The following is a 20,880-nucleotide window of genomic DNA, read 5'->3' as shown; positions in this document are numbered from 1 at the left end:
GAGAAACACATTTACTCCGGGCTACGGAACCCTCTAGCATGGTCGCTCAGACCGAGCGCGAGGATGGGGTTTGGTACGAGTGTGAGAAGTGCGGCCTCATGTTCGACGACGAAGAGGACGCCCGCCAACACGAGGCCAACTGTGACGCCGAGGAGCCGTCGTACATCCAGTAACGCCGGTGACGCCGCCCGCACGACGTAACGGGTTTGTCCGTCGCCAGCGTAGGGAGGGTAGTGACCGACAACGCGGCCGACGACGGAGGCGACGAGGGTGGGTCCGACGACGACTCGACCACCCTCGACCCGAACAGTGACACCGACGAACTGACGCTCGACGGCGACGGGTTCGCCGACCTCGTACAGACGGTCGGCCGTCCGGTCGTGACCGCACGGCAGGCCGCCCGCGAACTCGACTGCTCGCAGGAGCGGGCCAGTTCACTCCTCGACAAACTCCACGACGAGGGGGCCGTCCAGCGCGAGGACGTATCGAGCGACCCCGTCGTCTACTACCCGACCGATTGGTCCCGACTGGCAGACCGCGAGCGCGTCGTCGTCTTTCCAACGCGGCGGCAACTCGTCGTGGACCACCCCACGCAGTTCACGCGGGCGCAACTCTCCCAGTTCGCCCACCTGCTGGACACGACCCACCGCGGCGGCTACCTCTACGAACTCCGGCGCGAGGACATCTGGAGCGCGCCCTACGACGATGTCGACGCCCTCCTCGGGACGATGCGGGACGTCATCCCCGAACGCTCGCCCGAGTTGGAGGAGTGGGTGACCGACCAGTGGGAGCGTGCCCACCAGTTCACCCTGCGGACCCACGAGGACGGGTACGTCGTCCTCGAAGCCGCGACGGCGAACCTGATGGGCAACGTCGCCAGAGAGAAACTGGACGAGGGGTTGCTCCGCGCCCCGATTTCCGACACCGAGTCGTGGGTCGCCGAGGACGCCGTCGCCGAAGTCAAGCGCGTCCTCTACGAGGCGGGCTATCCGATACAGGACGAACGTGACCTCGACACCGGCGAACCGCTCGCCCTCTCGCTCGACCTCGACCTCCGGGACTACCAACACGAGTGGGTCGGACAGTTCATGGAGACCAAATCCGGCGTCCTCGTCGGGCCGCCCGGTGCCGGCAAGACCGTCGCCGCGCTCGGCATCCTCGCTCGGGTCGGCGGCGAGACGCTGGTCCTCGTCCCCTCGCGGGAACTCGCCGGGCAGTGGCGCGACGAGATTCTCGCCCACACGACGCTCACGGAGGACCAAGTCGGCGAGTACCACGGCGGGACCAAGGACGTGCGACCGGTGACCATCGCCACCTACCAGACCGCCGGGATGGACCGACATCGACAGCTGTTCGACAGTCGGGAGTGGGGACTGGTCGTCTACGATGAGTGTCTCGCTGGAGAGACGGTTATCGAGACACCGTCGGGACGTACGACGTTCGACGACCTGGATTCAGAGCTAGCACTGCAGCACGGATGGACTACAGACGTGGACCTGACGGTCCGGTCGTTTGACCCAGTAAAAGACGAGTACGAGTGGCAGGACGTGACTGGTATCTTCAAAACAGAGGCTCCAGTGGAGCGTATTGAGACCGATGCAGGCCATTCGTTGCGGGCGACCCCAGAGCACACGCACATCGTGTTCGATACCGAGACCGGAGAACTGGCCGAACAAACCGGCATTAGCGAGGGCGATTACCTCGTCCAGCCGACACCAGACCCAAAGCTATCGAACCCGGGGGAGTCACACGGGATACCACCAGAAATCGCAAGAGGTGAGTTACTTGGTTGGTTTTTGGGAGATGGGCATCATAACGAGTACGGCGATATCAAGTTCTCGTTCGGACGGAAGGCCGACGCACAAGTCGACATCATCAGGTCACTCTGTGATGCTGCCGGATTCGACTATTCCGTTTACAAGAACAGCAGAGACGACGTGACGATTTGGATTCCCAACCTCGGTTCGAAGTTGGACCACGACCTGCCGTCGGGGTATAAAACCGACTCCGTTCGTGTCCCGTCGGAATGTTATACGTGGTCGGCGGCCCGGGTCGGCGCACTGCTCCGTGGGCTGTTCGATGCGGAAGGGTCCGTCGATACCAAGTCGCGTATTCAATTCAACTCCGTGTCGGCGAGCCTAGCGGCGGATGTCCGGCTTCTGTTGCAAAAAATCGGCATCCCTTGCCGACGACTCGAAATAGAACGCGACGACGTACGCCACAACGACGTCTACCGTCTCACGATAGCGTCGTTCTACGGTGGCCGTTTCGAAGAAGCAGTCGGGTTCCGGCTGTCGCACAAGTCAGAGCGGGTGGGGACGGGAGAGAGTCCAGCAACCGGTCTCCCAGTTGGGGCCTTGCTCCAGTCCATTAAAAATGATATTGAAGCGACAAATGCAGACCTCGCTTCGATGGCGGGAGTCAACAGACAGACTATCGGTGATGTCATTAGAGGGAAATACAGAATCGGGCAGAGACACCTCTCCGAACTCGCCCATGGTCTGCGTGAGTACGCCGAGAATGACGTAGAAGGCCCCAAAAGAGTACGTGATAGACACAATGTCACGTATCAGGATATCGGTACTGAAGTGGGACTAACGTCCGGGGGTGCATACCGACGGTTTCAGGAGCGAGACGCGGGGGCACTGAACGCAACGAAACAAATCGCCTCAGAGCGACGGCAACGAGCGAAAGCACACGCATCCAAACTGTCGAAACTGACGGGACTGACTATCTCCGAAGTGACGACCGTTGAGACAGAGGGCGTGGATACTGTCTACGACCTCGAAACTGAATCACACACGTTCGTCGCGGACGGGTTCCTCACACACAACTGCCACCACATCCCTGCGAATGTGTACCGACGTAGTGCTGATTTGCAAACGAAACATCGCCTCGGACTGTCTTCAACCCCTGTACGTGAGAGTGACGACGAAGAGGAAATCTACACCCTCATCGGGCCGCCTATCGGCACCGACTGGGACGCGCTGTTCGACGCGGGGTTCGTCGCGGAACCCGAGGTACAAATTCGGTACGTCCCGTGGGCCGACGACGACGCGCGCAACCAGTACGTCAGCAGTCACGGCCACGAACGCCGGCAACTCGCGGCGACGAACCCGGCGAAAGTCGAGGAAGTCGAGCACTTGCTGGCTCAGCACAGCGACAAGAAGGCACTGGTGTTCGCCGACTACCTCGACCAAGGGCGGGCACTCTCGGCGGCACTCGACGTACCCTTCGTCAGCGGCGAGACGCCCCACAGCCAGCGTGAGCGGTTCCTCGACGAGTTCCGTCACGGCGCGCGTGACAGGCTCGTCGTCTCCCGCATCGGCGACGAGGGCATCGACCTCCCCGACGCCGAGGTGGCCATCGTCGCCTCGGGACTGGGCGGGTCGCGGCGACAGGGGGCACAGCGAGCGGGCCGGACGATGCGTCCCGAGGGCCGGTCGCTGGTCTACGTCCTCGCCACCCGCGGGAGCAACGAGGAAGACTTCGCCCAGCGTCGTCTCAGGCACCTCTCCTCGAAGGGCGTCCGAGTGAGCGAGTCCGAAGCAGAGACGGGGGCCGTCGCGGGCGAACTCGACGGCAACGGCACGGCGGATACCGCGACCGACGACGACGGTGATGCCTCTGTGGAGCGGGACGAACGAGAGTGACGAACGGTTACCGCGGTCGGTCGCGGGTCGGCGGGTTCAGGAAGAGCGCGTCGACCAGCGCGGCAGTCCCGACGACGGACGCGCCAGCGAGCGTCATCTCGACCGGGACGGACAACAGGTGGCCGAGAAACACACTCGCGGCGAGTACCAGCGGTATCAGGACCAACACGAGGTCGTATCGGGACAGCCCCGCGACCGGCGTTCGCTGGTCGGTACCGAACTCGTGGGGTCTCCTGTCGCTCGTCGCCATGTGTTGCCACCTCCTCGTTCAAAAGTAGGTGGAGCATCCAGTAAAAATGTTACTCCGGTGTCTTCGTTGGAAGGCATTAAGAGAGACGCCAGTGGTTCTCAAAATAATACGAGAATGCAACGGAGGGGCGGAACGCACGAACCGGCGTGTTCGGGCAGAACTCTCTCCGCCGACCGCACCGGGATGGGGAGCAGTTGCCGTGGGCCGTTGTGACACAACTGTTTTACTCGGGCCACTCGTAGCTCCGTGCAACTATGGTCGCCGACGTCTGGGTTCACGGTGCTATCGTCAGCCTCGCCGTGGCACAGTTGGTCGTCGTCGTGTACCTCTACCGGCGTTCGGCACTCGCCGACGCGTGGGAGGGGGCACAGGGGGCCGACGGGTCGGGACGTGGGGGTGCCGACATCTCGGTGGTCGTCTGTCCCGAGTGTGACGCGCGCAACGAGACCGAGTTCCAGTTCTGTCGGAACTGTGCGGCCGAGCTTCCGGGGCCGACGGCGACGAGTGGCCTCGTAGGGGGCGCGCAGGGGAGCGGGATGCGGTGAACTCGGCACGAGTCCACAAGAGACAGGCCGGTAGAGCCGAAGAGACGGGTATGGACCCCGGAACCGACCTCGAAGGACAGCGGGCACGTGTGACTGTCGACGGTGTCGAGTGTGCGGGCACGGTTACCGCCGTCACGTACACGCCGAAGAAGGGGAACGCCGTCGCACGACTGGAGTTGGACGAAGCCGGCCCCGACGGCAGGGAGACGGTTGCCGTCGGCGTCGAGGAGTTAGAGGGGGTCTGACCCGGCCGGTCAGTTCGTCCAGCGCGCGTCCGCCAGCGTCCGCTGGACGGCTTCCTCTCCGACCGCACGGGCGAGCGTCTCGAACCCGGCACGCTCCGTGTGGTCGTCGGCGTCCGCGACCAGTCGGGAGACGATGAACTCGGGTGTAGACTTCCCGACGGTGCCGAAGCGTGGCTGATAGTCCACGGCCAGTTCCAGGTCCGGGTCCAGCCCCTCCGCGAAGATGCCGTCCGTCCGGGCGGTGTCCGGGAGTGGCTGTAAGTCGTCGGCGAGGTGCGTGACGAACACGCCGACGGCGTCCCGGTCGACGGTCAGCGTGACAAGTCCGTGGAGCAGGTCGGCCGCGCTCCCCGGTTCCGTGATGGCCTCGAACTCGTCGACGAGCATCAGCGGCCGGTCCGCGTCGGTCAGCGGCGGGACGATGGTCCGGAGCGTCGATTCGAGGACGCCGGCGTTGAAACTCGCGTGACGGCGGTGGAAGACCACCACGTCGACGATGCTGACTTCGGCGGTGTCGGCGGGGACTGGCAGGCCCATCTGCGCGAGCAATTGCACCTGACACAGCGTCTCCAGCAGTGTCGTCTTCCCGCCGCTGTTCGCGCCGGTCAGGACCGCCACCCGGTCGCCCGACGGCGGGGCCGTCGCCGCCGCGAACTCCACCTCGTGGTCCCCGATACCGTACTGCACCGGCTGGACCTGCACGTCCGACTCGGCGAGGAGCGTGAGGTTCCGGGCGTCGGCCACCGCGAGGGTGTCACGGTCCTCGACGAAGGTCGGCGGCTGTAACTCGTACGCGACGGCGAAGCGCGCGAGCGAGACGTAGAACGCGGCGTCGTCGACCAGTTCGACCGCCGCGTCGATGTCCTCGCGGGCGTCCTCGACGGCCCCCTCCAGCGTCGCCGCCACCTCGGTCTCACGGTCATCGACTGCCGCCCGCAGGTCGTCGGTGAGCGTCCGCAACGTCTCGCCCAGAAAGCCCGCGGCGTCGGCGGCGTCGGACGGCATCGCGTCCCGCACTCGGCCGATGTCGACGCCGGTGTCGGCGGCTATCTGATCCAGTACCGTCTCCCGGAACTCGTCGGTGCCCCGGACTTCGCTCTGGACCGTCTCCGACAGGTCCGTCTGGTTCGCGGCGAGTTCCTCGGCCGCCCGGTACTGCTCGCGGAGGGCGTCCAGTCTGTCGTCCGCCCCCTCACCGACTGCCCCGTCACCCAGAACCGCGAGCGCGTCGGCGGCCTCGGCCAGCGCGTCCGTGTCGAGGTCTGTAATACCCTCGAAGGCACCTTCAGAGACGCCGGCGTCGGCGAGGGCGAGTGCCGTCTCCGCCGCGGAGCGGTCGCCGCCTGCGACGCTGTCGTGAGTCTCGAAGGCGGCGACGACTGTCTCACGCGTCGCGGGGTCGAGCGTTCGCCACGCATCGACGGCCGACAGCACGGTATCGAGGCGGTCCCGAATCGCCGACAGGTCACGGAGCGGCGTGAGGACGCGGATGCGGTCCTCGGCGTGGCGCGTGACGGCGAACTCGCTGGCTACGTCCAAGATGTCCTTGTACACGTCGCGGGTGTCCCGGGTTGCGAGAACGTCCATCCCCTCGCCACCCTTCGCCCGGCGGAGGATGCGAGTCGCACGGCCGCGACTCAGCCCCGCGTTCACGAGCGTCCTGCTGTCGGCCGCCTCGATGGCCGCGATGGCTTCGCTCTCCCCGAGTTCCTCGGCCAACACCTCGCGGGTCTTGGGACCGACGCCCCAGAACTCCTCCAGTCGCATACACCCGCCACGAACGGCGGTGCCTTAGACGTTCGTGACTCGCGGCGAACGCCCCGGCGACGAACGGGCCGACGACGCTACTCGAGAAGTTCCTTCGTCTTCCGGTGACGGAACCGGAACATCGGTTCGAGGCCGACGACGGCGAGCGGTCCCAACATCCGCCCGAGCGGCCCGAACGGGAGTTGGTATTCGACGTGGTCGTGGACGACCGTTCCGTCACCGTCGGCGTAAAACGAGTGCGTGTGCTCCCACTCCGCGAAGGGGCCGCCCTCCATCGTGTCCCGAAACATCGCCGTGCCGTCGCCCGATTCGCGTTCGGTGATGACGGAAGTCCACTGCTGGCGTGGCCCGACGCCGAACGGCCGTACCGACGACTCGGCGCGTGCCCCTGCTTCGAGGATTTCCGGGTCGGCCTCGCCGTCGGGACCGGTGACGGACTCGATCTCGAGGTTCATCCACCCCGGGGTCAGCGCGTCCAGCCCCGAAATCTGTGAGTGAAACTCCCACACATCCTCGAACGGCGCGGCGACGCGAGTTCTGCGCTCGTAGACAGCCATGCACCCTTTAGGAGCGACCGGAGTAAAACGTCGGTGGTCGGTTCGTTCCCACGGCGTGAGACTGCCCCCCGTGTTGAAGGGGTGGCGTGTGAAACCGTTACACATGAACTACGACAGGATACTCGTCCCCACCGACGGAAGCGAAGCCATCGTCGACGTACTCGAACACGCCCTCGACATGGCCGACCGCCACGACGCGACCGTCGAGGCCCTGTACGTCGTCGACGAGCGGCAGTACCACGCACTCCCGGCGGACAGGCGGGCAGAGGCCGAGGAAACGCTCGAACGGAAGGGTGAGCGGGCCATCGAGGAAGTCCAGATGCGTGCCGAGGAACTCGGCGTCGAGGCGACGGGGTCCGTCCGCGAGGGCATCCCGTCGGAGACCATCGTGAAACACACTCGGGGTTCGAGCAACGACGTCGTCGTCATCGGGACGCGCGGGAGTGGCGACCACGACCGACACGTCAAACTCGGAAGCGTGACCAGACGCGTCGTCGAGAACGCGCGGGTGCCGGTGTTCGTCGTCCATATCGGCGACCCGAGTGCGTGAGACGGACTGCCGGCGTCAGGGGAAGACACCGGCCTCGTCAGCGGCAGTCGCGACGCGGTCGATTGCGACGACGTACGCCGCCGTTCGGAGGTTCGGGAGGTCACGGCGTTCGTAAGTGTCGGTCATCGTGTCGAACGCGTCGGTGATGACGCGCTCCAGTCGGTCGTTGACACGCTGTTCGGTCCACGCGAACCGCTGTCGGTTCTGGACCCACTCGAAGTACGAGACGGTGACGCCGCCCGCGTTCGCCAGCACGTCGGGGAAGACGGCCACGTCACGCTCGGTGAGCACGTCGTCGGCGTCCGGGGTGAGCGGGCCGTTGGCCGCCTCGACGACGATGTCCGCCCGCACGTCGCGGGCGAGCGTCCCGTCGATGGCGTTCTCGAGCGCGGCGGGGACGAGCAAATCCACGTCCATCGTCAGCATCTCGTCGTTGCGTAGCTCCTCGCTCGCACCCTCGAACCCGGACAGCGACCCGGTCGACACCTTGTGGGCTTTGGCCGCCTCGGTGTCCAAGCCGTCGGCGTTGTACACTGCCCCGCCGGAATCCGAGACAGCGACCACGTCGGCCCCGAGGTCGTCGATGAGTCGGGCGGCGACCGACCCGGCGTTCCCGTAGCCCTGTACCGCGACAGTCGCGTCGGCGATGTCGCGGTCGAAGTACTCGAACGCCTCCCGGGCGGTGAGCATCACCGACCGCCCCGTCGCCTCGACGCGGCCCGCGCTCCCGCTGCTGGTCGGGGACTTTCCGGTCACCGTGCCGGGGGCCGTCGTCCGTTCGAGCGTCTCGTATGTGTCTTTTATCCAGTTCATCTCCTGCTGGCCGGTGTTGACGTCCGGCGCGGGGATGTCCCGGTCCGGCCCGATGAGCGGGCGCAGTTCGGTGGCGTAGGACCGCGTGATGCGTTCGAGTTCACTGGCGGAGTAGTCCCGCGGGTCGAGGACGATACCACCCTTGCCGCCACCGTACGGGATGTCAACGACGGCACACTTGTAGACCATCCACCCGGAGAGTGCCTTCACCTCGTCGCGAGTGACGCCGGGATGATAGCGGATGCCGCCCTTGTACGGTCCCCGGTCGCCGTTGAACTGCGACCGGAACGCCTCGAACACCTCGATGGACCCATCGTCCATCTCGACCGAGAGGTTCGTCTCCAGCACCCGCTCCGGTCGCTTCAGCCGTTCGATGCGGTCCGGAGCGATGTCGAGAAAGACGGCTGCGTCGTCGATTTGCTCCTGCAAGCTCTCGAACGGGTTCACCTCGTTTGTCATGCCCCACCAATCGGCGACGGCCGAGTTAAACGTGGTGCCGTCCGTGAGTCAGCGGTCGTCGCCCGCCCGTGCCAGTTCGAGGACGCGTTCGGCCCGCGCGACGACCGGTGCGTCGACCATCTCGCCGTCGACGCGGACTACGCCACGGCCCTCCGCCGCGGCGGCCTCGCTCGCTTCGAGGACGCGTTCGGCCCACTCGACCCGCTCTGCGGGCGGTGTGAAGGCATCGTTGATGACCGGAATCTGGTCGGGGTGGATTGCGACCTTGCCGTCGAACCCCAGTCGCCTCGCCGTCGTCGCGTCCGCCGCCAGACCCTCGGTGTCCTCGATGTCGGCGTGGATGCTGTCGAGGGCATCCACGCCCGCGGCACTGGCGGCGAGGACGACGCGCTGGCGGGCGTACATCGTCTCCCCTCCCTCGACGGACCGAGCCGCCCCGATGTCGACAGCGAGGTCCTCGGCACCGAACACCAGCGCGTCCGTCGGGTCCGCGCGAGCGATGTCCTCGGCGGCGAGGACCGCCGCCGCCGACTCGACGATAGCGAGGACCGACAGTGCCGCGCCGTGGTCGGCCAACAGGTCGCCGAGGGCGGTCACGTCGGCGGCGTCGCTGACTTTCGGGAGCATCACGCTGTCGAGTCGGGGGTCACCGTCGAGAACCGCGGCCACGTCGGCGGCGGCCCCGGCACCCACCGGATCGAGGCGGACGCACACCTCACAGTCCGGGTCGAACGCCGGGTCGGTGAGTACCTCGTGGACGGCGTCGCGGGCCGTCGTCTTCTCGTCGGGTGCAACGGCGTCTTCGAGGTCGAAAATCACGCCGTCGGCACCCGTCTCGGGTGCCTTCCGCAGCAACGCGGGCTGGTCACCGGGCGAAAACAGGAGACTCCGACGTGCCATACAGGCCGTTTCGGTGGTGGCGGCTTCAGCGTTCCGGGGGTCGAGCCGGGCGGTCCCCGTTCCCGATACCGTTATCAGCGGGCCAGGAGACGACACGGGCGTGACCGGTCTCTACTACGAGGAGTTCGAGGTCGGCGAGACCATCGAACACGACAAACGGCGGACGGTCTCCGAGAGCGACAACCAACAGTTCTGCGACATGACGATGAACCAACAGCCGCTCCACCTCGACTCGGTGTTCGCCGCGGACACGCAGTTCGGCGAACGCGTCGTCAACGGCCTCTACACGATGGCACTGGCCGTCGGCATGACGATACCCGACACCACCGACGGCACCATCGTCGCCAACTTGTCCTACGACAACGTCGAGCATCCCGCACCGGTGTTCCACGGCGACACGATTCGGGCCCAGTCCACGGTGACGAACAAGCGCGAGACGAGCGACGGGGACCGTGGCGTCGTCACGATGCACGTCGAGGCGTACAAACTGGGCGACGACGGCGAGGAGACGCTCGTCTGCGAACTCGACCGGACGGCACTCTCGAAGAAACGACCCGACGATGCGAGTGAATGACACAACATTGATTTGCCAGTGCTGAGAGGGATACGGTAGTATGGCGAACAACACGGCACTGGGCGTGCTGGGGGTCATCGTTCTCGTAGCGATGGGCGTCGGGATTCTCATCGGGATGCAGATCGGTGGGCCGGACCCGGTAGCGACTGATGCCGACGAGGGGACGCCGACACCGGTTCCGACCGCCGCCCCCGACCAGCAGGGTGGGAGTGGAACGCCGACTCTTCCGGGCGGCCGAACCACGGTTCCGACGCGTGAGTTCGACGAGAGCGAGATTCGGTCGGAGGTACTCCGCTTGGTCAACAGCAGACGGCGCGCGGACGACCTGAACGCCTTCGAGAGAGGTGGACAGACGGCCGACGCCGTGACCGAGATGGCCAACAGCCACAGCCAGCGGATGGCCAGAGAGCGTCTCGTCAGCCACGAGTTCGACGCCACGAGTAGTGCCGACCGCTACCGGAACGCGAACCTCTACGACACCTGTCAGTTCGAGTCGGCCGCCGGCACGTACATCATCAGGGCCGACACCTCGTCGAGCAGTAACCTCGAAGTGCTGTCACAGACTGTCGCCGGGCGGCCGTACGAAGTCGACGGCGTCACGGAGTTCAACGAGGACGAAACCGAAGTCGCACGCGACATCGTCGAGAAGTGGTACGACAACTCGGCGTACCGGGAACGGCTCTCCTACGAGAACGCGGAGTATCTCGGTGTCGGCCTCGCGATAACCGACGACGGAGAGGTCTACTCGACCGGCAACCTCTGCTGAAGGGGGCGTTCCACGCGGCAAGCGGGCGCGAACATTGATACCCGCGGCCCCCCAGCGTTCGACCATGTTTGTCGGCGACAAGACGTGGCCGGAGTTAGGCGAGTATTTCGGAACCGAATCGGTCGCACTCGTTCCGCTGGGGTCGACAGAACAGCACGGCCCGCACCTTCCCGAGGCGACTGACGCCATCATCGCGGAAGGGTTCGCCCGCGAGGCGGCCCGACGGACCGGGTTCCTCTGTACGCCCACCGTCGACATCGGCGTGAGTCCCCACCACCGACAGTTCCACGGGACGATGTGGGTCGACGCGCCGGTGTTCCGTGACTACGTGGAGAGTTTCACGCGCAACCTCACGTATCACGGCATCGACCGAGTGGTCTTCGTCAACGCACACGGCGGCAACGTCGAACACCTCCGGGAGGTCGGTCGCCGCCTCCGCGACGACGAAGTCGCGTACGCCGTCGAGTGGATGTGGGACGAGAGCATCACCGACCGCATCGAGGCGGTGTTCGAGACGCCCGGGCCGCACGGCGGCCCGAAAGAAACGTCGCTGGTGTGGCACCTCGCGCCGGACCTCGTGCGCACGGACCGTATCGAGGACGCACGGGACGGTGGCCTCGTGGAGTTCGACGCCGAGGCCGGGCGGACCTACGGCGCCAGAACGTTCTACGACGCAATCGACAACACGGACAACGGCGTGCTGGGCGACCAAACCGACGCATCGCCCGAAATCGGCGAAGAACTGTTCGAGGCCGCCTGTGAGAACCTCGTCAACCTCGCGGGCTGGTTGGACGACCAGCCGTTCGAGGACTTACTGCCGAAACCGCACGTCTGAGTTACTGGTTGTCTTCTACCCACTGCTGGACGAGCCACTGCTGGTACTCGTTCTGTGAGCGCACGTCGACCGTTCCGAGCATCCCGGAGTGGCCCGTGCCACAGTATTCAGCGCAGTAGAGCTGATGGGTACCGGTTTCACCGACGTTCGTCTGCAGGTAGTTCGACTGCTCGGGGAAGGCGTCGGACTTCAGCCCGAGGCTCGGGACGTGGAAGGCGTGGAGCCAGTCGACCGAGGTGATGTTGAGGCGCACGTCCTCGTTTGCGGGCATCACCATCGTCTCCGTCGTTCTGACGGAGGCACCGGCGAGCGTCGCGTCCGAGATGTTGGCGTCCGAGACATCGACACCGTCGGCGGAGACGCTCTCGCCTTCGTTCGCATCGATACCGGAGACAGTCGCGGAGTCGAGCGTTGCGGACTCGACACCAGCCCCGGTGAGTTCTGCCCCCTCGACGACAGTGCCGTCGTCACCGGTACTGACCACCTCCCCGCCCTCGACGGAGACGTTTTCGAGCGTCAGCCCGGTGGCCGAGACGTCCTCGGCACTGATGTCGTCGTACTGGAAGTACCAGATGTACTTTTGCCCGATGACGTCAATCTGCTCCATCTCCTCGACCTGCTCTTGCTGTGCGGTCGAGGCGGTGACGTACGGGTTCCCGAGGACCTGATAGGACGCGACGCCGACGAAGAGGAGAATGACGGCTGTCGCGATGGTCCACGTGATTTCGAGTCGGCGGTTCTCCTGTGTGGGTTTGGCCTCGTCGCTCTTGCTGTACTTCCAGACCGTGTACACCAGAATACCCTCGACGAGGATGGTGATCGGTATCGCCACGTAGAGGAGCTTCATGTTCAGCCCCCAGATGAGGCTCTCCGTCGTGGAGGTACTGGTCTGCGCGAGGGCGGGTTCGACCGCCACCAGCAACAGCGCGGCACTGAAGAGGCCCATCAGCCCGGCGCGCTTGCGGTTCATCGTAAGCGGGCGTTAGGAATTCCGGCATAAATACCTACTGTCTTCCGCCCAGCCCGTCCCTCGTGACGCGGTTCTCGCGCCGCCGTCGACGCCGAAGCGGGGGGCATAAGTGGACCCGCGACAAGGAACGACTAGTGAGAGTTCCATCGGTGTTTGGGGCCACCGGCCGCCCGCGGTTTGCGACGCTCCTCGCCAGCACCGCCGTTGGCGTGTACCTGCTGGTAGTTCTCGGTGCGACCGCCGCCATCTCCGACGCCGCGAGTGCCTGCCCGTCGTGGCCGGTCTGTGCACAGACACCGACGCTCGCCACGCCCGCACTGGCCGTCGCGTGGACCCACCGCGCCGTGGCCGCGCTCGTGTTCGTCCTATTGTTCGTGGCCGCACTCGCCAGCCTCCGCCGTGACGACATCTCGACCCGCGTCCGGGTGGCACTGGGCGTCGCGCTCGTTCTCTACCCCGTCCAGGTCGTAGTCGGCGCGTTCGTCGCCGTCGAGACCGGTGCCGCCCCGTTCCCCCTCGCCCACCTCGTCGCGGGCATGGGCATCTTCGCGGCACTGACCCTCGCGCTGGCGTGGCACCTCGAACCCGCCGAAACCGACGAACCCGAGGAATCACCGACCCTCGAACCGCCGAGTGCCGAGGCGGCCGACGAACCGCTCGACCAGCCGCCGCTCCCCGACAGCGCGCTCGGCCGGGCGAAGGCCGTCGGCATGGCCTACTTCCGCCTGACGAAACCTCGGCTGATGTGGCTGCTCTGTCTGGTCGCCGCCGCCGGTATGGCACTGGCTGCCGGTCCCTCCTTGACCGTCCGCACCGTCGTTCTGACGCTCGGCGGCGGCGTCCTCGCAATCGGGGCCAGCGGGACGTTCAACCACGTCTTCGAGCGCGACAGAGACAAGCAGATGGACCGCACCAGCGACCGGCCGATAGCGACCCACCAAGTGCCGGTCCGCAACGCGATGGCGTTCGGGCTGGCACTGGCCGCCGCCTCCCTCGCGGTGTTCCTGCAGTTGAACCCCCTCGCGGCGGTGCTCGGCCTCGTCGCCATCCTGTTTTACAGCATCGTCTACACGCTGGTCCTCAAGCCGAACACGGTCCAGAACACGGTCATCGGCGGTGCGGCGGGCGCGCTCCCGGCACTCATCGGGTGGGCCGCCGTCACCGGCTCTATCGGGATACCGGGCGTGGTGTTGGCCGGCGTCATCTTCGTCTGGACGCCCGCCCATTTCTACAATCTCGCGCTCGCGTACAAGGACGACTACGAGCGCGGCGGGTTCCCGATGATGCCCGTCGTCCGCGGCGAGGCGACGACGCGCAAGCACATCCTCCTGTGGCTGGGGGCCACCCTGCTCGCCGCGACGGTGCTGGCCGCGGTGACGGAACTGGGCTGGGTGTACGCCGCGACGACCACCGCGCTCGGGACGGTGTTCCTCTGGGCAGTCGTCAGGCTCCACCGTGAGCAGACCGAAGGGGCGGCCTTCCGCGCCTTCCACGCCTCGAACGCGTATCTCGGCGCGCTCCTGCTCGCCGTCGTCGTCGATGCACTCGCGCTATGACAGACACCGCCACCGCGAACTGGCTGGACCGCTTCGACATCAGCCGTGAGACAGTGTTGTGGGGGCTGTTGGTCCTCAACGTCGAACTCTTCGCACTCGGGCTGTACTGGCTCGTCTCGAGTGCCCAGTTGACGAGTGCCGGCGGACTGCGCTACTGGGTGTACCCGTTCGTCTGGATAAACGTGGGTGTGTGGGCCGTCCTCCGAACCGACCCGGCACCGACGGGGACGCGACAGCGACGACTCGCGGCCGCCGTCGCCGTCGGCTACTTCGTCCTCCTCGGCTACTTCGGTGGCCTGTTCGGCCTCGCCACGCCCGGCCCCTCGTCGTTCCGCATCGCCGCGCTCTCCATCCCGCCGGGATGGGGGCCGGCCGTCCTGTACAACGGGTCGGTGGTCGCCGTCACGCTGTTGCCGTTCAAAGTCGTCGGCTACGCCGCGCTCGCGTATCTCGTCTACGCGACAGTCATCGACGCCGCGGGGTCGGCCGTCACGGGACTGCTCGGTCTGCTCTCGTGCGTGAGTTGCACGTGGCCGATTCTGGCAACGGTCGTGACCGGCGTGGCAGGCACCGGGACGGCACTGGCGGGCGCGGTGTACGCCCAATCATACGGTCTCTCGACGGTCGTGTTCGTCGTGACGGTCGGCCTGCTGTACTGGCGGCCCTTCGGCCGCTGACGGCGTAGCCTTTTGAATGGTGCCGACCAAACCCCGGGTGTGACCGAAGTCGAAATCGAATACTGCGTCCCCTGTGGATACCTCGACCGAGCGGTGAGCGTCCAGCGCGCGCTCCTCACGGCGTTCGGCGAGCGACTCGACGCGGTGACGCTCCGAACCGGCGACCACGGCGTGTTCCGCGTCACCGTCGACGGAGAACCGGTGTTCGATATCGCAGACGACGAGTTCGACGTGGACGAGACGGTGCGCCGCGCGCGGCAGTACGTCTAAACCAGCCGTTCCCACGAGATGGTCCGGGCGACCAGCGCGGCCAGTCCCGCACCGAGGAGACCGCTGACCGCGTAGGCGACCCAGATTGCCGTCGGCCCGAGTGGCCCGACCAGCGCGAGCGCGAGGCCGAGGCGGACGGGGAGGAACGCGACACCGGTGACAACCATCGCCACGCTGGTTCGACCGGCACCGCGGAACACGCCGCTGTACACCCGGAGGGCCGCCTCCAGCCCGAACGCCGGCCCGGTGTAGGTGAGGAAGGCTGCCGCGTGGCCGATAACGGCGTCGTCGGGCGTGAACACGCCGGCCACGACTGGTGCCGCGGCGACGACGAGGAGGCCGACGGCAGTCAAGCCGACGAGGGGGTAGCCGACGGCGATTCGGGCGGCGCGGCGCGCTCGTTCCGGTTCGTCCGCGCCGAGGTTCTGCCCGACCATCGTCGTCGTGGCACTGGCGACGCCGATGGCTGGGAGAAACATCAGCGAAAGGACGCGCTCGCCGATACCGAAGCCAGCGACGACGGGTTCGGGGAACCGCCCGACGACGAACAGCATCGCCGTGACGGAGACGGCGATGGCCGTGGTTTCGAGCGACGCTGGGACTCCGAGTCGGAGGACGCGCGCGAGGTACGCCCGTCGCGGCCACATGTCCCCGAGGGGGACACCCGGTCCGACACGGCCCGACACGAGCAACCACACGCCGGCGACGGCGGCCACCCCACGCGCGCCGAGCGTGGCGATGGCGGCCCCGCGCAGGCCGAGTTCGGGGACTGGGCCGAGTCCGAACACCAGCACGGGGTCGAGGACGATGTTCAACAGGACGGAGGCGGCGACGACGAGCAGTGGCGTCACGGTGTCCCCGTAGCCTTGGAGGACTGCCGAGAACGTCGCGGCGAGAAAGAGTAGCGGCAGGCCCGCGAGGACGTAGGTGAGGTACGTCTCCGCGAGCGGGGCAACGTCGGGCCCAGCACCGGCGGCGGCCAACAGCGGCGGCACGCCGACGACGCCGAGGCCGGCGACGACGAGTGCCGCGGCGACGGCGAAGGTCAGCGTCTGGCCGGCGACGACGCCCGCGTCACGCCGGTCACCGGCCCCCTCGTACTGGGCGACGAGGATGCGACCGGTGGTCGAGACACCGCCGCCGAGTGCGAGCGAGAGGAACACGAGGGGGAAGGAGAACGTCAGTGCCGCGAGCGCGGTGCTGTCGTACTGCCCGACCCAGAAGGTGTCGGTCAGGTTGTACACCGTCTGGAGCAGGGTGGCGAGGACGACGGGGACGGCGAGTTTGAACAACGGACCGCGCACGCTCCCCGCAGTCAGTTGCAGGTCCTCTTTGCTAGCGAACAGGTCCACGGCACAACTCGGGCCGCCAGCGGCTTATCCCCCCGGGACGAATCGAATCGCTTACGCCGATACCGGCCCCCCGGGCACACATGACAGCGGCCATCGTCGCCGAGGACGTGCGCCGGGCCTACGGCGACACCGTGGCGGTGGATGGCGTCTCGCTCTCCGTCGAGGAGGGTGAAGTGTTCGCACTGGTCGGCCCGAACGGCGCGGGCAAGACGACGCTCGTCCGGGCACTCGTCGGAACGACCGACGCCGAGGGGCGCGTGTCGGTGTTCGGCGGGCCGCCGACCGAGATGGACCGACAGCGGCTCGGCCTCCTGCCGCAGTCGTTCGACCCCCCTGCCCGGTTGACCGTCCGGGAACTACTGGCGTACTACGCCGGGCTGTACGACGAGACGCGGTCGGTCGAGTCGGTCCTCGCGGACGTGGGCCTCGCCGACGCCGCCGAGACGTGGTACGAGAACCTCTCCGGCGGGCAACAGCGACGCGCCTGCGTCGGGACGGCGTTGGTCAACGACCCGGACTTGCTGGTGCTGGACGAACCGACGACCGGTATCGACCCGGCCGGCCGGCGGGCACTCTGGCGTCTCGTCGAGGAGTTGGCCGCCGCCGGAACCACCGTCTTCCTGACGACCCACTACATGGAGGAAGCCGAGCGACTCGCCGACCGGGTGGGGTTGCTCGACGGCGGCGAACTCGTCGCCTGTGACGTGCCCGCCGCACTCGTCGAGCGGCACGGCGGGGAGAGCCGTCTGGTCGTCGAGACGGACGCCGACCCGTCTGTGACGGACGCGCTCGACTACCCAGCCGAGTTCGCCGACGGGCAGTTGACCGTGTACGACGTGCCCCCGGAGGCCATCGGTGACGTGGTGGCCACGCTGGAAGCGACCGGTGCGGCGTACGACGCCCTCTCGTGGACGGAACCGGACCTCGAAGACGTGTATCTCGACCTGACGGGGCGAGCGGTTACGCGGAGCGGCGACGCGGTGGACCGCGGCGAGATACCGCTTGCCGACGGCGGCAGGCGGTCACACGGGGCGGACGACACGGAGGAGGTGCAGTGACGATGGGCGCGCTCACTCGCGTCCGCGCCGCGTCGGTCGCGGCGTGGCACTCCTTCCTCCGACGCCGGACAGCGGTGTTTTTCACCTTCTTCTTCCCGGTCATCATCGTCCTCATCTTCGGGGTGCTGGTCGGTACACAGCCGACGGGGGGCGGCCTGTTCACCGAACCGCCAGCCTACTACATCCCGGGCTACCTCGCGGTGGTCGTGTTGTTCACGCCGCTGTCCCGCGTCGGGAGCGAGGTGGCGCGCCACCGGGCGGGCAACCAGTTCGAGAAACTCGCGACGACGCCGCTCTCGCGGGGGGAGTGGTTGCTCGCACAGACGCTCGTGAACGTCGTCGTCATCGGACTGGCGGGGCTGCTGTTGCTCGCGCTGGTCGTCCTCGCCACGGGGGCGGATGTCACGCTCTCGCCGCTGGTCGTCCCGTTCCTCGTCGCCGGCGTCGCCCTGTTCTGTGGCGTCGGGGCACTGTTGGGGTCGTTCGCGGACTCACAGGACGGCGTCATCGCGGCCAGCAACGCCATCGCGCTCCCGCTGTTGTTCCTCTCTGAGACGTTCGTCCCACCGGACCTGCTCCCGGCGTGGTTCCGCCCCGCGATGCAACTCTCGCCGCTGACGTACTTCGCCCGCGGCGTCCGTGCCCTCACGTCCGAACCGGCGGCCGAGACGTGGTTCGGGATGGCCGCACCCGGTCCGCTCCTGTACTTCGGCGTGTTGGCCGGGGTAACGGTCGTCTGCTTCGCGGCGGGTGCGGCGTCTCTCCCGCGGACGGACTGAGGGACCCATGCGGTGACTCGCCGTGCCGTTGCGATACATGACTTTCCCGTTTATATCAGTTTACACTCACTCGTTCACTACGATAAAGACAGGCACGACAACCGTTCTCATAACACCGGTGTTACCAACTAATACCCAAGAAATGCAAACTTTTGCTCGTTTCGACGTTCGAAGTGTTACCGGCTACTAACCGGCTGAATACCCAAATACCTGATAATTCTTGGTACGGTGTATGCAGTCGCGAGCGGTAAGGGCGGGAGCGGCAAAACGACGACGGCCATCAACCTCGCATCTGTCTTCAGCGCGACCGGTCGTGACGTGGCACTCGTCGACGCCGACCTCGCCATGTCGGACATGGCTGACGTACTGAACCTCAGCCCCGAGCACACCATTCACGACGTGCTCACCGGCGACGCGGAACTCTCGGAGGCGTTCGAGGGGTACCCTGTCGAGTTTGGCGACGTGGAAACGAGTCTCGACGTACTCGCCGGGTCCGACGACCTGCTGGCGTTCGCCGACGCGGACCCGAAGCGCGTCGCGGACGTGCTGAAGACGGTCAGCGCGGCGTACGACATCATCGTCGTCGACACGGCGACTGGCCTGACCGAGGAGGTGCAGGTTCCGCTGGAAAACGCCGACGAGGTGGTCGTGGTGAGTTCGCCGGAGCGCGCGGCCGTCTCCGACACTCGCAAGACCGTCGAGTTCGCGGAGAAACTCGGGACGGACGTGTCGGGCGTCGTCGTCACGGACACGGCCCGTGAACTCCCGTTAGAGCGCGTCCCGGTGGAAGTCGGCAGTGACCTCCTCGGCACCGTCCCGGACCTGCGCGAGACGGAGGACCCGGTAGCCGCCTACGAGGACATCGTGAAGAACCTCCTCCTCGGCGACGTGATTGCCGGGAGTGGGTCGAGCGCGCTCTCGACGGCCACCGACGAGTCCGACTCGGACGACACGGAACAGACCGACGACTCGACGCTCGAAGTCAATAAGTCGCTCTCCGAGGTAGGTAGCGGTGGAAGCGGCGACGGCGAGGCTGAGACGGATGCCGACGACAGCGAGGCGGAGGCGGACGAGGACCCGGAAATCGGCGGCGCGTTCGGCCGGTTCGTCGACGTGGTCGGCGGCGGTAGCGACGACAGTTAACGGTTTCAGCCGTCCAATTTCTCCCACAGGTTCGGCACGGCGACCAGCAAGAGGAGTTCTGCCCGCGGTTCCCAGCCATACACGTGGTTGAGCATCAGGTACGTCACGATGCCCAACGCCAGCGAGAGGCCCCACGCGGCGACGGCGACGCGGCCGACGCGCTTGTGAACCGTGTCCCGCAACTCCTCGGGCGTGTGCGTCAGTCCGAGGACGACGGCGTGGAGGACGACGGGCACCGAGAGTGCCGACAGGAGAATGTGAATCGCGAGCATGGCGAGGTAGGCCCACAGCACCACGCCTTTGGCGAGGATTGCCTTCTCGAACCCGCCACCGACCTTGAGGAGGTACAGGGCCAGAAAGACCATAATCAGGCTGAAAGCGGTCAGCATCGCGGCGCGGTGTTTGCGGACTTCGCCCCGACGGATGAACCGGACACCGACGAGGATAGCCGCCAATGCCGCGGTGTTCACGACGGCGATAGCGTCCCCGAGCAGGTTGACCGTCCCGCGCTCGATGGTCGGGAACGGGAGCACCCCGCCGAACGCACCGAGGACGAGGATGTACCCGACAACCGACAGCACGGCGGTCACGACACGGGGATGAGCCTTCGGAAAGCGTCCGAGAGTCTCGGCAGCGGCCATACCGGACTTGAGGCGTCGAGTTTCTTCAGTCCGTCGGGTTCCGGGCACAACGATAAGAGTGAAATCATCCACCGTGTTAGAGAGGGGCATGAGCGCGGAGCAAGAGCAACGGACGATACGGTGTCTGGTCGGCAAGGTCGGGTTAGACGGCCACGACAGGGGTGCGCACGTCATCGCTCGCGCCTTCCGGGACGCCGGGTTCGAGGTCATCTACTCGGGCCTGCACAAGGCACCGGACGAAATCGTCCAAGCGACGGTCCAAGAGGACGTGGACGTACTCGGCATCTCGATTCTCTCCGGCGCGCACAACACGCTGGTACCGAAAGTCCTCGACGGCCTCGAAGAGTACGGCGCGAAAGACGACACACTCGTTCTCGTCGGCGGCATCATCCCCGAAGAGGACCGTGATGAGCTGCTCGACCAGGGCGTCGCCCGCGTCTTCGGTCCCGGTGCGTCGATGGACGAGATAATCGAGTTCGTCCGCGAGAACGTCCACGAGCGATGATGGCGGTGGCGAGTC

23 protein-coding genes are annotated in these 20,880 nt (G+C 66.5%); 15 read left to right on the top strand and 8 right to left on the bottom strand.

What is annotated here, in order from left to right:
* The first annotated feature begins 38 nt into the window (after positions 1-38).
* Together MUG95_RS16925 and MUG95_RS14930 are read left to right on the top strand one after the other, a co-directional pair.
* The gene (locus MUG95_RS16925) at positions 39-173 is read left to right on the top strand and encodes a DUF7128 family protein (protein WP_256463859.1); all 135 of its coding nucleotides are present in this window, start codon (positions 39-41) and stop codon (positions 171-173) included.
* Positions 174-233: 60 nt separating this feature from the next.
* The gene (locus MUG95_RS14930) at positions 234-3,653 is read left to right on the top strand and encodes a DEAD/DEAH box helicase family protein (RefSeq protein WP_372608179.1); all 3,420 of its coding nucleotides are present in this window, start codon (positions 234-236) and stop codon (positions 3,651-3,653) included.
* 7 nt (positions 3,654-3,660) lie between these two features.
* Here the strand turns inward: MUG95_RS14930 and MUG95_RS14925 are convergent, their stop codons facing one another.
* Positions 3,661-3,903 carry a DUF8015 family protein gene (locus MUG95_RS14925; protein ID WP_247009017.1) on the bottom strand — a complete coding sequence of 81 codons (243 nt, stop codon included), beginning with the start codon at positions 3,901-3,903 and terminating at the stop codon, positions 3,661-3,663.
* 254 nt (positions 3,904-4,157) lie between these two features.
* On the opposite strand from MUG95_RS14925, the gene MUG95_RS14920 reads away from it, so the two are divergent.
* Positions 4,158-4,448 (top strand): DUF7577 domain-containing protein, encoded by a 291-nt coding sequence (locus MUG95_RS14920; RefSeq protein WP_247009016.1) that lies wholly within the window; start codon positions 4,158-4,160, stop codon positions 4,446-4,448.
* Between the two features lie 50 nt (positions 4,449-4,498).
* On the top strand, positions 4,499-4,693 hold the full coding sequence (locus MUG95_RS14915; RefSeq protein WP_247009015.1) for a hypothetical protein: 195 nt from the start codon (positions 4,499-4,501) through the stop codon (positions 4,691-4,693).
* A gap of 9 nt (positions 4,694-4,702) precedes the next feature.
* Here the strand turns inward: MUG95_RS14915 and MUG95_RS14910 are convergent, their stop codons facing one another.
* A complete protein-coding gene (locus tag MUG95_RS14910) occupies positions 4,703-6,460 on the bottom strand; it encodes a MutS-related protein (protein ID WP_247009014.1) in 1,758 nt (585 codons plus the stop codon).
* A gap of 77 nt (positions 6,461-6,537) precedes the next feature.
* Positions 6,538-7,017 (bottom strand): SRPBCC family protein, encoded by a 480-nt coding sequence (locus MUG95_RS14905; RefSeq protein WP_247009013.1) that lies wholly within the window; start codon positions 7,015-7,017, stop codon positions 6,538-6,540.
* Between the two features lie 103 nt (positions 7,018-7,120).
* Between MUG95_RS14905 and MUG95_RS14900 the strand changes: the two genes are divergently transcribed.
* Positions 7,121-7,567, top strand: a complete 447-nt coding sequence (locus MUG95_RS14900) for a universal stress protein (RefSeq protein WP_247009012.1) — start codon at positions 7,121-7,123, stop codon at positions 7,565-7,567.
* Between the two features lie 15 nt (positions 7,568-7,582).
* On the opposite strand, the gene MUG95_RS14895 is transcribed toward MUG95_RS14900, so the two are convergent.
* Together MUG95_RS14895 and MUG95_RS14890 are read right to left on the bottom strand one after the other, a co-directional pair.
* The gene (locus MUG95_RS14895) at positions 7,583-8,839 is read right to left on the bottom strand and encodes a Glu/Leu/Phe/Val family dehydrogenase (protein ID WP_247009011.1); all 1,257 of its coding nucleotides are present in this window, start codon (positions 8,837-8,839) and stop codon (positions 7,583-7,585) included.
* Between the two features lie 48 nt (positions 8,840-8,887).
* A complete protein-coding gene (locus MUG95_RS14890; protein ID WP_247009010.1) occupies positions 8,888-9,739 on the bottom strand; it encodes an HpcH/HpaI aldolase/citrate lyase family protein in 852 nt (283 codons plus the stop codon).
* Positions 9,740-9,839: 100 nt separating this feature from the next.
* On the opposite strand from MUG95_RS14890, the gene MUG95_RS14885 reads away from it, so the two are divergent.
* The 3 genes from MUG95_RS14885 to MUG95_RS14875 all read left to right on the top strand — a co-directional run bounded on the left by MUG95_RS14885 (position 9,840) and on the right by MUG95_RS14875 (position 11,914).
* Positions 9,840-10,313: a MaoC family dehydratase gene (locus MUG95_RS14885; protein ID WP_247009009.1), complete on the top strand. Its 474-nt coding sequence runs from the start codon at positions 9,840-9,842 to the stop codon at positions 10,311-10,313.
* Positions 10,314-10,353: 40 nt separating this feature from the next.
* Positions 10,354-11,079: a CAP domain-containing protein gene (locus tag MUG95_RS14880; RefSeq protein ID WP_247009008.1), complete on the top strand. Its 726-nt coding sequence runs from the start codon at positions 10,354-10,356 to the stop codon at positions 11,077-11,079.
* Between the two features lie 64 nt (positions 11,080-11,143).
* Complete coding sequence (locus MUG95_RS14875) at positions 11,144-11,914, top strand: creatininase family protein (RefSeq protein ID WP_247009007.1); 771 nt, start codon at positions 11,144-11,146, stop codon at positions 11,912-11,914.
* A gap of 1 nt (position 11,915) precedes the next feature.
* Here the strand turns inward: MUG95_RS14875 and coxB are convergent, their stop codons facing one another.
* Complete coding sequence (gene coxB, locus MUG95_RS14870) at positions 11,916-12,884, bottom strand: cytochrome c oxidase subunit II (protein ID WP_247009006.1); 969 nt, start codon at positions 12,882-12,884, stop codon at positions 11,916-11,918.
* 134 nt (positions 12,885-13,018) lie between these two features.
* Here coxB and MUG95_RS14865 point away from each other — a divergent pair, with 134 nt between their 5' ends.
* The 3 genes from MUG95_RS14865 to MUG95_RS14855 are packed head-to-tail and all read left to right on the top strand — an operon-like array spanning position 13,019 to position 15,387.
* The gene (locus MUG95_RS14865) at positions 13,019-14,440 is read left to right on the top strand and encodes a heme o synthase (RefSeq protein ID WP_247009005.1); all 1,422 of its coding nucleotides are present in this window, start codon (positions 13,019-13,021) and stop codon (positions 14,438-14,440) included.
* Positions 14,437-15,117, top strand: coding sequence for a DUF7546 family protein (locus MUG95_RS14860; protein WP_247009004.1), 681 nt, complete (start codon positions 14,437-14,439; stop codon positions 15,115-15,117). The genes MUG95_RS14865 and MUG95_RS14860 overlap by 4 nt, the downstream gene beginning before the upstream one ends.
* A gap of 39 nt (positions 15,118-15,156) precedes the next feature.
* Positions 15,157-15,387 (top strand): SelT/SelW/SelH family protein, encoded by a 231-nt coding sequence (locus MUG95_RS14855; RefSeq protein WP_247009003.1) that lies wholly within the window; start codon positions 15,157-15,159, stop codon positions 15,385-15,387.
* Here the strand turns inward: MUG95_RS14855 and MUG95_RS14850 are convergent.
* A complete protein-coding gene (locus MUG95_RS14850) occupies positions 15,384-16,739 on the bottom strand; it encodes an MATE family efflux transporter (RefSeq protein WP_247009002.1) in 1,356 nt (451 codons plus the stop codon). The genes MUG95_RS14855 and MUG95_RS14850 overlap by 4 nt on opposite strands.
* Before the next feature lie 80 nt (positions 16,740-16,819).
* Here MUG95_RS14850 and MUG95_RS14845 point away from each other — a divergent pair, with 80 nt between their 5' ends.
* The 3 genes from MUG95_RS14845 (at position 16,820) to MUG95_RS14835 (ending at position 19,719) form a co-directional block, all read left to right on the top strand.
* Positions 16,820-17,797 (top strand): ABC transporter ATP-binding protein, encoded by a 978-nt coding sequence (locus MUG95_RS14845; protein WP_247009001.1) that lies wholly within the window; start codon positions 16,820-16,822, stop codon positions 17,795-17,797.
* A gap of 2 nt (positions 17,798-17,799) precedes the next feature.
* Positions 17,800-18,576, top strand: a complete 777-nt coding sequence (locus MUG95_RS14840) for an ABC transporter permease (protein ID WP_247009000.1) — start codon at positions 17,800-17,802, stop codon at positions 18,574-18,576.
* 228 nt (positions 18,577-18,804) lie between these two features.
* Entirely contained in the window at positions 18,805-19,719 is a 915-nt protein-coding gene (locus MUG95_RS14835; RefSeq protein ID WP_247008999.1) for a MinD/ParA family ATP-binding protein, read from the top strand.
* A 5-nt stretch (positions 19,720-19,724) separates the two neighbouring features.
* On the opposite strand, the gene MUG95_RS14830 is transcribed toward MUG95_RS14835, so the two are convergent.
* Positions 19,725-20,360 (bottom strand): DUF420 domain-containing protein, encoded by a 636-nt coding sequence (locus tag MUG95_RS14830; protein WP_247008998.1) that lies wholly within the window; start codon positions 20,358-20,360, stop codon positions 19,725-19,727.
* Between the two features lie 88 nt (positions 20,361-20,448).
* On the opposite strand from MUG95_RS14830, the gene MUG95_RS14825 reads away from it, so the two are divergent.
* Positions 20,449-20,865, top strand: a complete 417-nt coding sequence (locus tag MUG95_RS14825) for a cobalamin B12-binding domain-containing protein (protein WP_247008997.1) — start codon at positions 20,449-20,451, stop codon at positions 20,863-20,865.
* The last annotated feature ends 15 nt before the right edge of the window (positions 20,866-20,880 follow it).

The sequence above is a fragment of the Halorientalis litorea genome, assembly GCF_023028225.1.
Taxonomy (GTDB): domain Archaea; phylum Halobacteriota; class Halobacteria; order Halobacteriales; family Haloarculaceae; genus Halorientalis; species Halorientalis litorea.
The sequence above is the reverse complement of the archived record's forward strand: the minus strand, read 5'-3'. Positions and strand labels throughout refer to the sequence as shown.